The sequence below is a fragment of the Rhizobium changzhiense genome, from assembly GCF_013087625.1.
Taxonomy (GTDB): domain Bacteria; phylum Pseudomonadota; class Alphaproteobacteria; order Rhizobiales; family Rhizobiaceae; genus Rhizobium; species Rhizobium sophorae.
Genome location: NZ_JABFCQ010000002.1, coordinates 241688 through 254877 on the forward strand (window position 1 = coordinate 241688; position 13190 = coordinate 254877).

14 protein-coding genes and 1 pseudogene are annotated in these 13190 nt (G+C 61.6%); 13 read left to right on the forward strand and 2 right to left on the reverse strand.

Annotated features, from left to right (window positions below):
• The first annotated feature begins 36 nt into the window (after nt 1–36).
• From eno to G9X68_RS10665, 13 genes and pseudogenes are all read left to right on the forward strand, one after another.
• On the forward strand, nt 37–1311 hold the full coding sequence (gene eno, locus G9X68_RS10605; RefSeq protein WP_171602338.1) for a phosphopyruvate hydratase: 1275 nt from the start codon (nt 37–39) through the stop codon (nt 1309–1311).
• A gap of 136 nt (nt 1312–1447) precedes the next feature.
• Nucleotides 1448–1768, forward strand: coding sequence for an FtsB family cell division protein (locus G9X68_RS10610; RefSeq protein WP_017960293.1), 321 nt, complete (start codon nt 1448–1450; stop codon nt 1766–1768).
• A 145-nt stretch (nt 1769–1913) separates the two neighbouring features.
• A complete protein-coding gene (gene pdhA, locus G9X68_RS10615) occupies nt 1914–2960 on the forward strand; it encodes a pyruvate dehydrogenase (acetyl-transferring) E1 component subunit alpha (protein WP_171602339.1) in 1047 nt (348 codons plus the stop codon).
• Nucleotides 2961–2975: 15 nt separating this feature from the next.
• The gene (locus G9X68_RS10620; protein ID WP_168308814.1) at nt 2976–4361 is read left to right on the forward strand and encodes a pyruvate dehydrogenase complex E1 component subunit beta; all 1386 of its coding nucleotides are present in this window, start codon (nt 2976–2978) and stop codon (nt 4359–4361) included.
• Between the two features lie 15 nt (nt 4362–4376).
• Entirely contained in the window at nt 4377–5729 is a 1353-nt protein-coding gene (locus tag G9X68_RS10625; protein WP_171602340.1) for a pyruvate dehydrogenase complex dihydrolipoamide acetyltransferase, read from the forward strand.
• 18 nt (nt 5730–5747) lie between these two features.
• Nucleotides 5748–6389 carry an SGNH/GDSL hydrolase family protein gene (locus G9X68_RS10630; RefSeq protein ID WP_003539320.1) on the forward strand — a complete coding sequence of 214 codons (642 nt, stop codon included), beginning with the start codon at nt 5748–5750 and terminating at the stop codon, nt 6387–6389.
• A 2-nt stretch (nt 6390–6391) separates the two neighbouring features.
• The gene (locus tag G9X68_RS10635; RefSeq protein WP_171602341.1) at nt 6392–6973 is read left to right on the forward strand and encodes a GNAT family N-acetyltransferase; all 582 of its coding nucleotides are present in this window, start codon (nt 6392–6394) and stop codon (nt 6971–6973) included.
• A gap of 16 nt (nt 6974–6989) precedes the next feature.
• The gene (gene lpdA, locus G9X68_RS10640; protein WP_171602342.1) at nt 6990–8438 is read left to right on the forward strand and encodes a dihydrolipoyl dehydrogenase; all 1449 of its coding nucleotides are present in this window, start codon (nt 6990–6992) and stop codon (nt 8436–8438) included.
• Nucleotides 8439–8514: 76 nt separating this feature from the next.
• Nucleotides 8515–8769, forward strand: a complete 255-nt coding sequence (locus tag G9X68_RS10645; protein ID WP_003539329.1) for a GlsB/YeaQ/YmgE family stress response membrane protein — start codon at nt 8515–8517, stop codon at nt 8767–8769.
• A 25-nt stretch (nt 8770–8794) separates the two neighbouring features.
• Nucleotides 8795–9043, forward strand: coding sequence for a GlsB/YeaQ/YmgE family stress response membrane protein (locus tag G9X68_RS10650; RefSeq protein WP_171602343.1), 249 nt, complete (start codon nt 8795–8797; stop codon nt 9041–9043).
• 37 nt (nt 9044–9080) lie between these two features.
• The gene (gene lipA / locus G9X68_RS10655) at nt 9081–10052 is read left to right on the forward strand and encodes a lipoyl synthase (protein ID WP_171602344.1); all 972 of its coding nucleotides are present in this window, start codon (nt 9081–9083) and stop codon (nt 10050–10052) included.
• A 299-nt stretch (nt 10053–10351) separates the two neighbouring features.
• Nucleotides 10352–10929: pseudogene (locus tag G9X68_RS10660) on the forward strand (AAA family ATPase).
• A gap of 9 nt (nt 10930–10938) precedes the next feature.
• Complete coding sequence (locus G9X68_RS10665; RefSeq protein WP_129420805.1) at nt 10939–11391, forward strand: type II toxin-antitoxin system RatA family toxin; 453 nt, start codon at nt 10939–10941, stop codon at nt 11389–11391.
• A gap of 14 nt (nt 11392–11405) precedes the next feature.
• On the opposite strand, the gene G9X68_RS10670 is transcribed toward G9X68_RS10665, so the two are convergent.
• Both G9X68_RS10670 and G9X68_RS10675 read right to left on the reverse strand, forming a co-directional pair.
• A complete protein-coding gene (locus tag G9X68_RS10670; protein ID WP_171602345.1) occupies nt 11406–11909 on the reverse strand; it encodes a CinA family protein in 504 nt (167 codons plus the stop codon).
• The gene (locus G9X68_RS10675; protein ID WP_171602346.1) at nt 11906–13120 is read right to left on the reverse strand and encodes a bifunctional 2-C-methyl-D-erythritol 4-phosphate cytidylyltransferase/2-C-methyl-D-erythritol 2,4-cyclodiphosphate synthase; all 1215 of its coding nucleotides are present in this window, start codon (nt 13118–13120) and stop codon (nt 11906–11908) included. The genes G9X68_RS10670 and G9X68_RS10675 overlap by 4 nt, the downstream gene beginning before the upstream one ends.
• Nucleotides 13121–13190 lie beyond the last annotated feature (70 nt).

Consider the following 13190-nt stretch of genomic DNA (forward strand, 5'->3'; position numbering starts at 1 on the left):
TCGAACCATTTATCACCCACCGAGCAGGAAGAACCCATGACTGCAATCACCGATATCATCGCCCGTGAGATTCTCGATAGCCGTGGCAACCCCACCGTCGAAGTCGATGTCTATCTCGAAGATGGCAGCATGGGCCGCGCGGCCGTTCCCTCGGGTGCCTCGACGGGCGCACATGAGGCGGTCGAACTGCGTGACGGCGGCAAGCGCTATCTGGGCAAGGGCGTCGAAAAGGCGGTCGAAGCCGCTAACACTGAGATCTTCGACGCGATCGGCGGCATCGACGCCGAAAATCAGATCCAGATCGACAATATCATGATCGAGCTGGACGGCACGCCGAACAAGTCGCGCCTCGGCGCCAACGCCATCCTCGGCGTTTCGCTCGCCGTCGCCAAGGCTGCCGCCCAGGCATCCGGCTTGCCGCTCTACCGTTATGTCGGCGGCGCATCCGCCAGCCTGCTGCCGGTGCCGATGATGAACATCATCAATGGTGGTGCCCATGCCGATAACCCGATCGATTTCCAGGAATTCATGATCCTGCCGGTCGGCGCCGATTCGATCGCCGAAGCCGTGCGCATGGGTTCGGAAGTCTTCCATACGCTCCGCAAGGAACTTGCCGCACAGGGTCACAACACCAATGTCGGCGATGAAGGCGGTTTCGCACCGGGCCTGAAGAGCGCGCCGGAAGCTCTCGACTTCATCATGAAGTCGGTCGAGAAAGCCGGCTACAAGCCGGGCGAGGATATCTACCTCGGCCTCGACTGCGCCTCGACGGAATTCTTCAAGGACGGCAAATATGTTCTCGAAGGTGAAGGCCGCACGCTCGAATCAGGCGCCATGGCCGAATATCTCGCCGAGCTCGCTGCCAAGTACCCGATCATCTCGATCGAAGACGGCATGGCTGAAGACGATTGGGACGGCTGGAAGACGCTGACCGACCTGGCCGGCAAGAAGACCCAGCTCGTCGGCGACGATCTCTTCGTCACCAACTCCGCCCGTCTTCGCGACGGCATCCGCATGGGCGTTGCCAACTCGATCCTCGTCAAGGTCAACCAGATCGGCTCGCTGACGGAAACCCTCGATGCCGTCAACACGGCGCATAAGGCAGCCTATACCGCCGTCATGTCCCACCGCTCCGGCGAAACGGAAGATTCGACCATTGCCGATCTCGCGGTCGCCACCAACTGCGGCCAAATCAAGACCGGCTCGCTGTCGCGTTCCGACCGCCTTGCCAAGTACAACCAGCTGATCCGCATCGAAGAAGGCCTCGGCCCCCAGGCTCAGTATGCCGGCCGCTCGATCATTCGCGGCTGATCGGATCTGATGTTCAATGGTTTGACCCGCGCCCTTCGGCGCGGGTTTTTTGTTGCTCGGTTTTTAGAGTCAACGAACGGTTAATCTCTGCGCGTTAGATTGAATGAATTGGTAATGCGTTCAAGAGCATGCGTGTATGTGGACAAAGCATCATAAGAAGAGAAGGATCGGTCGCTTCGTCATTCCGGCCATGACGGTCGCCTTCCTGTCCTATTTCGGTTATCATTGCATCCATGGCGATTACGGCCTGCGCGCGACGGAGACGTTTGAGCGTCAGCGTGTCGCCCGTGAAAAAGAGCTTGCGGTCTTGAAGGCGAAGCGCGAACATCTGGAAAATCAGGTCGCGCTGTTGAGTGACGGCTCGCTCGACAAGGATATGTTGGACGAAAAAGCGCGTTATCAGCTCAACATGTCGCGTGCCGACGAGATCGTCGTATTCAATCACTATTCCAATTAACTGGAAACAGGTTAATTGGAATTTTCATAGTTTTTCCAATAATTTAGCGCCGAATACGAGCCATGCAATTATGGCATTGCTGTGGTCATATTTCTTCCCTATGGTACGCGCCACCAAGAAACGACAAACCCATAGGGAGGGTTGAATGGCGCCGCGAAAGACCGCGACCGTTTCCAGCCGCAAAACTGCAGCAAAACCGGCAGCCAAGGCATCGAATGGAGGCCCGGTAGCCGACTTCGATCGTGATGAGGAGCTCAAGGCCTATCGCGAGATGCTGCTGATCCGCCGCTTCGAGGAGAAGGCCGGCCAGCTTTACGGCATGGGCTTCATCGGCGGCTTTTGTCACCTCTACATCGGTCAGGAAGCTGTCGTCGTCGGCATGCAGATGGCGCAGAAGGAAGGCGACCAGGTCATCACCGCCTATCGCGATCACGGCCACATGCTGGCAACCGGCATGGAAGCGCGCGGCGTCATGGCGGAACTGACCGGGCGCCGCAGCGGCTATTCCCACGGCAAGGGCGGCTCGATGCACATGTTCTCGAAAGAGAAGCATTTCTACGGCGGTCACGGCATCGTCGGCGCCCAGGTCTCGCTCGGAACGGGTCTTGCCTTCGCAAACCGCTACCGCGGCAACGACAATGTCTCCATCGCCTATTTCGGCGACGGCGCTGCCAACCAGGGCCAGGTCTACGAGAGCTTCAACATGGCTGCTCTCTGGAAGCTGCCGATCGTCTATATCGTCGAGAACAACCGTTACGCCATGGGTACCTCGACCGCCCGCGCCACCGCGCAGTCGAACTACTCGCTTCGCGGATCCGGCTTCGGCATCCCGGGCATTCAGGTCGACGGCATGGACGTTCGCGCCGTCAAGGCGGCGGCCGATGAGGCGCTCGAGCATTGCCGCTCTGGCAAAGGCCCGATCATCCTCGAAATGCTGACCTATCGCTATCGCGGTCACTCGATGTCCGACCCGGCGAAGTATCGTTCCAAGGAGGAAGTGCAGAAGATGCGCTCCGAGCAGGATCCGATCGAACAGGTGAAGGCACGCCTCATCGAAAAGGGCTGGGCTTCCGAAGACGATCTGAAGGCGATCGACAAGGATGTCCGCGACATCGTCGCCGACAGCGCCGACTTCGCCCAGGCCGATCCGGAGCCGGATGCATCCGAGCTCTATACCGACATTCTGCTCTAATCGGGGAGGGAACCCATGCCTATCGATATCCTCATGCCCGCCCTCTCTCCGACCATGGAAGAAGGCACACTGTCCAAATGGCTGAAACAGGAAGGTGACAAGGTCACCTCGGGCGATGTGATCGCCGAAATCGAAACCGACAAGGCGACGATGGAAGTCGAAGCCGTCGACGAAGGCGTCATCGGCAAGCTGCTTGTCGATGCCGGCACTGAAGGCGTCAAGGTCAACACCAAGATCGCCGTGCTGCTGCAGGACGGCGAATCGGCCTCGGATCTTTCCGCCGCCAAGCCGGCCGCCGCACCAGCTCCGGAAGTTGCCCAGGAAGAGAAGCCGACCAACACCGGCTCTGCCTCCGCACCGCTTCCAGCCGAGCCGAAGGCCGTCGTTCCGAACGATCCTGAAATCCCGGCCGGCACCGAAATGGTGTCGACGACCGTGCGCGAAGCGCTCCGCGACGCCATGGCCGAAGAAATGCGCGCCGACGAAAACGTCTTCGTCATGGGCGAGGAAGTCGCCGAATATCAGGGCGCTTACAAGGTCACGCAGGGGCTGCTGCAGGAATTCGGCCCACGCCGCGTCGTCGATACGCCGATCACCGAGCACGGCTTTGCCGGCGTCGGCGTCGGCGCCGCAATGGCCGGCCTTCGCCCGATCGTCGAATTCATGACCTTCAACTTCGCCATGCAGGCGATCGATCAGATCATCAACTCCGCCGCCAAGACGCTCTATATGTCCGGCGGCCAGATGGGCGCTCCGATCGTCTTCCGCGGCCCGAATGGTGCGGCTGCCCGCGTCGGCGCCCAGCACAGCCAGGATTATGCAGCCTGGTATAGCGCCATTCCCGGCCTGAAGGTCGTCATGCCCTATACGGCATCCGACGCCAAGGGCTTGCTGAAGGCTGCGATCCGCGATCCGAACCCGGTCATCTTCCTCGAAAACGAAATTCTCTACGGCCAGCACTTCGATGTGCCGAAGCTCGACAATTTCGTTCTCCCGATCGGCAAGGCGCGCATCCATCGTCCGGGCAAGGACGTCACCGTGGTCTCCTTCGGTATCGGCATGAGCTATGCGACCAAGGCTGTCGCCGAACTCGAGAAGATCGGCATCGACGTCGAACTGATCGACCTTCGCACCATCCGTCCGATGGACCTGCCGACCGTCATCGAATCGGTGAAGAAGACCGGCCGCCTGGTGACCGTCGAGGAAGGTTATCCGCAGTCCTCCGTCGGCACCGAAATCGCCACTCGCGTCATGCAGCAGGCCTTCGACTATCTCGATGCGCCGATCCTGACGATTGCAGGCAAGGACGTTCCGATGCCTTACGCTGCCAATCTCGAAAAGCTCGCCCTTCCGAACGTCGGCGAAGTGGTCGATGCGGTGAAGGCTGTTTGCTACAAATAAGGGGAGGGTGTTTCGATGCCGATCAATATCACGATGCCCGCCCTCTCTCCGACCATGGAGGAAGGCAATCTTTCGAAATGGCTGGTCAAGGAAGGCGACAAGGTCAAGTCTGGCGATGTGATCGCTGAGATCGAGACCGACAAGGCGACGATGGAAGTCGAAGCCGTCGATGAAGGCACGGTCGCCAAGCTCGTCGTTGCCGCCGGCACCGAAGGCGTCAAGGTCAATGCGCTGATCGCGGTTCTCGCCGCCGATGGCGAGGATGTCTCCGCTGCGGCCAGCGGTGCCGGTTCCGCCGCCCCGGCGCCGAAGGCAGACGGTGCGGCCGCGCCGAAGGCCGAAGCTGCCCCGTCTACTCCGGCTGCGGCACCTGTCACCGCCGCTGCACCCGCGTCGGTTTCATCAGATGGCAGCCGCACCTTCTCATCGCCGCTCGCCCGCAGGCTTGCCAAGGAAGCCGGTATCGACCTTTCGGCAGTCGCCGGCTCCGGCCCGCACGGTCGCGTCGTCAAGAGCGACATCGAGGCCGCCGTTGCCGGTGGCGGCGCCAAGGCTGCAGCCCCCGCCGCTGCTGCTTCCGCTCCGCAAGCCTCCGCAGCTCCTGCTCCGGCTGCCACTGCGCCGAAGGGCGCCTCCGAAGAAGCCGTGCTCAAGCTCTTCGAACCTGGCTCCTACGAGCTTGTGCCGCATGACGGCATGCGCAAGACGATCGCCAGGCGGCTGGTCGAATCCAAGCAGACGATCCCGCATTTCTACGTCAGCGTCGATTGCGAGCTCGATGCGTTGCTGGCGCTGCGCGCCCAGCTGAACGATGCGGCTCCGCGCAAGGACAACGCTCCGGCCTACAAGCTCTCGGTCAACGACATGGTCATCAAGGCCATGGCGCTGGCGCTGCGCGACGTTCCGGATGCCAATGTCTCCTGGACCGACAGCAACATGGTCAAGCACAAGCACGCCGATGTCGGCGTTGCTGTCTCGATCCCCGGCGGCCTGATCACGCCGATCATCCGCAAGGCCGAGGAAAAGACCCTGTCGACAATCTCCAACGAGATGCGCGATCTCGGCAAGCGGGCCAAGGACCGCAAGTTGAAGCCCGAGGAATATCAGGGCGGCACCAGTTCGGTCTCGAACATGGGCATGATGGGCGTGAAGAACTTCGCAGCCGTCGTCAACCCGCCGCATGCGACGATCCTCGCGGTCGGCGCCGGCGAACAGCGGGTCGTCGTCAAGAAGGGCGAAATGGCGATTGCCACCGTGATGTCTGTCACGCTCTCGACCGACCATCGCTGCGTCGACGGCGCGCTCGGCGCCGAGCTGCTCCAGGCCTTCAAGGGCTACATCGAGAACCCGATGGGCATGCTTGTCTGATAGCGGCGCGAGGCGGAAATGACCAAGACCGTTCTTTGCTATGGGGACTCGCTGACCTGGGGTTATGACGCCGAGACGATCGGCCGTCATGACTACAAGAATCGCTGGCCGAGCGTGCTTCAGGCAGCGCTCGGCGGTGACGCGCGTATCATCGCCGAAGGCTTGAACGGTCGCACCACCGCTTTCGACGACCATCTCGCCGATTGCGACCGCAACGGTGCGCGCATCCTGCCGACGATCCTGCAGACGCATGCGCCGCTCGACCTCGTCATCCTTCTGCTCGGCACCAATGACATGAAGCCGGTTGTGGCAGGCTCGGCCTTTGCCGCATGCCAGGGCATCAGCCGGCTCGTGCGGCTGATCCGCAATCATGCCTGGCCCTTCGAATTCGATGGGCCGGAGATTCTGATCGTGGCGCCGCCGGCGATCCGCGCGACGGGCAATGTGCCCTTCGCCGCATCGTTTCCCGGCGGCATCGAGGAATCGGCAAAGCTTGCAACGCTTTATCGTGATCTTGCCGACGAACTCGGTTGTGGCTTCTTCGACGGCAATTCGGTCGCCAAGACCACACCGATCGACGGCATTCACCTCGATGCGGAGAATACGCGTGCGCTCGGCCGCGGGCTGGAATCGATCGTGCGGATGATGCTGGGGATCTGATCATGACCTCCTTCATCGCCCTCCGGCAGGCCTCACGGCGGGATGCCTCGGAGCTGGCGATTCTGGCGGATATCGCATCGCGCGGTTTTGCCTCCTGGCTTTGGTTTGCCGATGTGGAGAGCGGCGTGAGCGACACGCCGCTGGAGCGGGGCCGGCTGAAGATGAGCGAGGAGGAGGCTGTCGGCGGCTGGCGGGATGCCGTCATTGCTGAGGCCTATGGCGAAGTGGCAGGTGTGGCGATCGGCCATGCGCTGGAGGAGGGCATAGCCGATATCGAGGCGAGCATCCCGGCGACCGAACCGATGCTCGCCTTGCAGAAAACGGTGGTCGGAAGCTGGTTCATCGGCAGTCTCGGCGTCTATCGCCATCTGCGCGGCATCGGCATCGGGCGCAGGCTGCTGGACGATCAGATCGACAGGGCCGATCGGCGGCCCGTCAGCCTGATCACCGCAAGTGATAACGAGGCGGCTTTGTCGCTTTATGGAAGAAACGGATTCCTGGAGGCTGCGCGCGCCGATGCCGTGCCGCTTTTCGAAAACAGCAAGAGACATGCGTGGGTGCTCATGACCCGCAGCGCAGCGTAACAAAGGCAGGAAACACATGGCTGAATCCTACGACGTCATCATCATCGGTTCGGGTCCCGGCGGCTATGTCGCCGCCATCCGCGCCAGCCAGCTTGGTCTCAAGACCGCGATCGTCGAGCGCGAGCATATGGGCGGCATCTGCCTGAACTGGGGCTGCATACCCACAAAGGCGCTGCTGCGCTCGGCCGAGGTGCTCGACCATGCCAATCACTTCAAGGATTACGGCCTCGTTCTCGAAGGCACGGTCAAGCCGGATGCCAAGGCCGTCGTCGGCCGCTCGCGCGCCGTCTCCGCCCGCCTGAATGCCGGCGTCGGCTTCCTGATGAAGAAGAACAAGATCGACATCATCTGGGGCGAAGCGAAGATCACCAAGCCCGGCGAGATCGTTGTCGGCAAGCCGTCGAAGCCCGTCGTCGAGCCGCAGCATCCGCTGCCGAAGAACGTCAAGAGCGGCGAGGGCACCTATACCGCCAAGCACATCATCATCGCCACAGGCGCCCGGCCGCGCGCGCTGCCCGGCATCGAGCCGGATGGCAAGCTGATCTGGACTTATTTCGAGGCGCTGAAGCCGGATGTTCTGCCGAAGTCGCTGATCGTCATGGGCTCGGGCGCGATCGGCATCGAATTCGCCAGCTTCTATCGCTCGATGGGCGTCGACGTGACGGTCGTCGAAGTCATGCCGACCATCATGCCGGTCGAGGATGCCGAGATCACGGCGATCGCCCGCAAGCAGCTTGAAAAGCGCGGCCTCAAGATCTTCACCAGCGCCAAGGTCTCGAAGGTCGACAAGGCCGCCGACAGCGTCACCGCTCATGTCGAGACGGCCGATGGCAAGGTGCAGCAGATCACCGCCGACCGGTTGATTTCGGCCGTCGGCGTTCAGGGCAATATCGAAAACCTCGGCCTGGAGGCGCTCGGCGTCAAGACCGACCGCGGCTGCGTCGTCATCGACGGCTACGGCAAGACCAATGTCGCGGGCATCTATGCGATCGGCGATGTCGCCGGCCCGCCGATGCTGGCGCACAAGGCCGAGCATGAGGGCGTCGTCTGCGTCGAAAAGATTGCAGGCCTGCCGAACGTTCATCCGACAGACAAGGGCAAGGTCCCGGGCTGCACCTATTGCAATCCGCAGGTCGCCTCCGTCGGCATCACCGAAGCGAAAGCCAAGGAGCAGGGCCGTGACATCCGCGTCGGCCGTTTCTCCTTCGCGGCGAACGGCAAGGCGATCGCGCTCGGCGAAGACCAGGGCATGGTGAAGGTCATCTTCGACAAGAAGACCGGCGAGCTCCTCGGCGCCCATATGGTCGGCGCCGAAGTCACCGAGCTCATCCAGGGCTTCGTCGTCGCGATGAACCTCGAAACGACCGAGGAAGAGCTGATGCACACGATCTTCCCGCATCCGACCGTGTCCGAAACGATGAAGGAAGCGGTACTCGATGCTTATGGCCGTGTGCTGAACGCTTGAGAATTTCCGAAGCTGCCCTTTATGTCCGGAGTGGAAAGCCACTCCGCCGGGGTGGAAAAAACGAAAGGAAATCATCATGTCTATGGAGACGCAGGCGTTGCTGGTGTTTTTGCTGATCGGCTTGGTTGCAGGCTTCCTCGCCAGCCTGGTCGTCGGTGGCGGCGGGTTGATAAGATGCCTGCTGAGCGGCATCATCGGCGCCTTCGTCGGCGGTTATCTGTTCAGCGCGCTCGGCATTTCGCTGGGCATTGAAAACGCGCTGGTCGTGCAGATCATCCATGCCACGGTCGGCGCCATCATCGTGGTTTTGATCGCAAGAGCGGTCGCTTAACGGTCAAAAGAGGGCAGGGCAGGGCATGGAAAGCGTCGGCTGGATTTCGGCAATCATCATCGGCGGGCTTGCGGGCTGGCTCGCCGGCAAGCTGATGGAAGCGCGATACGGAATTTTCCTGAACATCGTGCTCGGCATCGTCGGCTCGGTCATCGCCAGCGCCATCCTCGCGCAGTTTCATGTCGCGGTGGTGGGGGGTCGGCTCGGCTATTTCGTGACGGGTTTCCTCGGCGCCTGCTTGTTGATATTCCTTGCGCGGCTGGTGCGGCGCTAGATTTGCCGCATAGGGGCGGTAGAAAGCTGAAACTGCAATGGTGACCATCCTCGATACGATCAATCCCGACGCCAAGCGCGTGCGGCATCCCGAGAAGGCTCATCGGCCTGATACCGAAGTCATGCGCAAGCCGGACTGGATTCGCGTCAAGGCGCCGACCTCCAAGGGTTACGCCGAGACGCGCGCAATCGTGAAAGAGCACAAGCTCGTCACCGTCTGCGAGGAGGCCGGCTGCCCGAATATCGGCGAGTGCTGGGACAAGAAGCACGCGACCTTCATGATCATGGGCGAGATCTGTACCCGCGCCTGCGCCTTCTGCAATGTCGCCACCGGCAAGCCGAATGCGCTCGACATGGCCGAGCCCGAGAATGTCGCCAAGGCGGTCAAGGAGATGGGCCTCAGCCACGTCGTCATCACCTCGGTCGACCGTGACGACCTGGAGGACGGCGGCGCCGAACACTTCGAAAAGGTGATCTGGGCAATCCGTGCCGCCTCGCCGGTGACGACGATCGAGATCCTGACGCCCGACTTCCTGAAGAAGCCGGGTGCGCTGGAACGCGTCGTCGCCGCCAAGCCCGACGTCTTCAACCACAATATGGAAACGGTGCCGGGAAATTATCTGACGGTTCGCCCCGGCGCCCGCTACTTCCATTCCGTTCGCCTGCTGCAGCGGGTGAAGGAACTCGATCCCACCATGTTCACCAAATCGGGCATCATGGTCGGTCTCGGCGAAGAGCGAAACGAAGTCCTGCAGCTGATGGACGATCTGCGCACAGCCGATGTCGATTTCCTGACGATCGGCCAGTACCTGCAGCCGACCCGCAAGCACCACAAGGTCGAAAGTTTCGTCACCCCCGACGAGTTCAAGTCTTATGAGACCGTCGCCTACAGCAAGGGCTTCCTGATGGTCGCCTCCAGCCCGCTGACCCGCTCCTCCCACCACGCCGGCGACGACTTCGCGCGGCTCAGAGCGGCGCGCGAGAAGAAGTTGCTGATGGCCGCTGAGTAGGTCCGGCACTTGCTTTTTGATTGAACCGCGGCGATTTTTGCCGCGGTTCTGACAATGCAACTTCTCTTTCGTCATGCTCGGGCTTGTCCCACGGCTGCGGTTTGCGCCGATAGCTGCCCCTCACCCTAACCCTCTCCCCGTAAACGGGGCGAGGGACGTGCCCTGCAAAAGGTTGGCGTGGGACGGAGAGGTCGCGGCTTGGTCCCTTCGCCCCGTTTACGGGGAGAAGGTGGCGGCAGCCGGATGAGGGGCAGGCCTCGCGATCTCCTTGGCTGAGGCGTCTCATTTTGAGGTCGACGATGAACGTCATCTCCGGTTTGAAATCGACGCTGGTCGAAGCCGAACGTATCCTGGTGATCGGCTCTCCCGGCAGCGGCAAGAGCACGCTCGCAAAGCGGCTGTCGCAAGCGCTCGGCCTTGATTACATCTCCATGGATCGCGACTTTTACTGGCTGCCGGGCTGGAGAAAGAGGCAGCGCGACGAGATCGATCGCCTGATCGCCAGGGCGGTGGTGAAAGAACGCTGGATTATGGATGGAACGGGGCTGAATTCCTTCCATCTGCGCTTTCCGCGTGCCGAGGCCGTTATTTGGCTTCGGCTGCCCAGATCTGCATGCCTGTATGGAGCAATATCGAGAGGGTTGCGCTATTTCGGGCGCAACCGTCCCGAACTGCCTGCCGGCTGTCCCGAACGCCTCTCGTTGGAGTTGCTTGCCTATATCTGGAATTTCGAGCGGGATGCCGCCCCTTGATCGAGACCGCACTTCGGGATCATGTTGCCGGCATCGCCGTGAACGGCACTGACGTGCCGGTTCTTCAGCTAAAATCCCGCCGCCAGATGCGCGAGCTTCTTGATCTTCTCGGCCGGCCCGATTAATTGCCGCTTATGCCGCAATTCGAAACGCACCGTCCCGTCCCGCACACGCCCGAGCAGATGTTCGATCTCGTCGCCGATGTCGAGCGTTATCCGGAATTCCTGCCGCTCTGCGAAGCGCTCGCCATCAGGAGCCGCAAGGAGCGCGACGGCAAGATCCTTCTGGTCGCCGACATGACGGTCGGCTATAAGGCGATCCGCGAGACCTTCACGACGCAAGTGCTGCTGAACCGGGCCGAGCACGTCATCGAGGTCAAATATATCGATGGCCCGTTCAAATATCTCGACAATCGCTGGCACTTCGCCGAGATCCCGTCCGGCGGCTGCACCGTCGATTTCTTCATCGATTACGAGTTCAAGAGCCGCATCTTGGGCGCGTTGATGGGCTCGATGTTCGACCGCGCCTTCCGCATGTTCACCGAAGCCTTCGAGACCAGAGCAAACAGGATCTACACGCCGGTTTGATGAGCGAACCCGCGTCAGGCCGCATAGAGCGAGCGCACCATCTCCAGCGCCGTCCTGATCGTCGCCACCCGAACCTCGCTGCGGCCGATATCGCCATAGAGCATTCTCCGATGGATAAGCGTGCCGGCGCGCGATTTGGCGGCGAGATGCACGAGGCCCACCGGCTTTTCCGCCGATCCGCCGCCGGGGCCGGCAATACCGGTGACGGCGACGGCGATCTCGGCGCGTGAGCGGAAGAGGGCGCCGTGCACCATCTGCCGCGCCGTTTCCTCGGAGACCGCCCCGAAGCGCAGCAGCGTTTCGACCTGTACGCCGAGCATCTCGATCTTTGCGCTATTCGTATAGGTGACGAAGCCGCGATCGACGACGGTGGACGAGCCCGATATCTCCGTCAGCGCCCCGGCGATCAGCCCGCCGGTGCAGGATTCAGCGGTCGAGACCATCAGCCCTGCAGCCGTGAAATCGCGGATGATCGTCTCCGCCGCCGAAAGGATATCGTCGGGAAAAAGACTCATCATTTCCTCCCGCGATAGACGACGGTGGCAGTCGCGATCGCCGCGATGCCTTCGCGCCGGCCGACGAAACCGATCGTCTCGTTGGTCGTCGCTTTGACCGAACAGCGCTCGATATCGATGCCGAGATAATCCGATAGTTTTGCCCGCATGGCGTCGCGATGCGGGCCGACCTTCGGTGCCTCGGCGATCAGCGAGACGTCGGCATTCATGATCGTGCCGCCGTGCTCGCGCACGATCCGGGCGGCATGCTCGATGAAGATTCGCGAGGCGGCCCCCTTCCATTGCGGGTCGGACGGCGGGAAATGATCGCCGATATCGCCGGCGCCGCAGGTGGCAAGCAGCGCGTCCGTCAGCGCATGCAACGCGACATCGGCATCCGAGTGACCTTTCAGCTTCTGGTCATGCGGAATGAACACGCCGCAGAGTGTCACGCCATCGCCTGCTACGAGCTGGTGCACGTCGTAGCCGTTGCCGGTGCGCACGTCCGGAAGCAGCGAAGCCGACAGCTTGTCGTCGGCCATGGCGATGTCGTCCTTGACCGTCAGCTTGACGTTGTCGGCCGTGCCCCCAACGATCGTCACCGGAATGCCCAGCCATTCGGCGATCGAGGCGTCGTCGGTGAAATCGCTTCGTCCGCTTGCGGCAGCCTTCTCATGCGCATCGAGGATTGTTTCGAAGGCGAAGGATTGCGGCGTCTGCGCTGCGTAGAGGAGCTCGCGTGAAACCGTCGTCAGCACGGTGCCGGCATTGTCGGCACGTTTCAGCGTATCGGTGACCGGGATCGCCGGCAGGACTGCCTGTGCGCCGTCGCCAAGGCTCTCGGCGATGCGATCGAGAAGCGCATGGTCGAAAAACGGGCGCACGGCATCATGGATCAGCACATGGCTGATTTGCTTGTCCTTGAGATATCTGAGGCCGGCAAGCACGGATTGCTGCCTGGTCGCACCCCCATGCACCGTTTCGATCGGCGTTGCCGAGATGTGGCGGAAGGCTCTTGCAAACAGCGCCTCGTCATCGGGGTGGATGACGACGACGATCTCAGTTGCCGCTTCCCATGTCATGAAGTTTTCAAGCGTATGCACGATAACCGGCTTGCCGCCGATCATGCGATACTGCTTGGGGCCTTCCTTGGATGATCCCGCGCGCTCGCCGCGGCCGGCGGCAACAATGACAATTCCAGCCGATATCGGTTGCTTAGAAGGCATTTGCAGCATAAATCCCCTAAATTATGCGGAATTGACCGGAGTGCTCTAACGTCTTGCTTTGGCCTTTTCCAGCATCTGC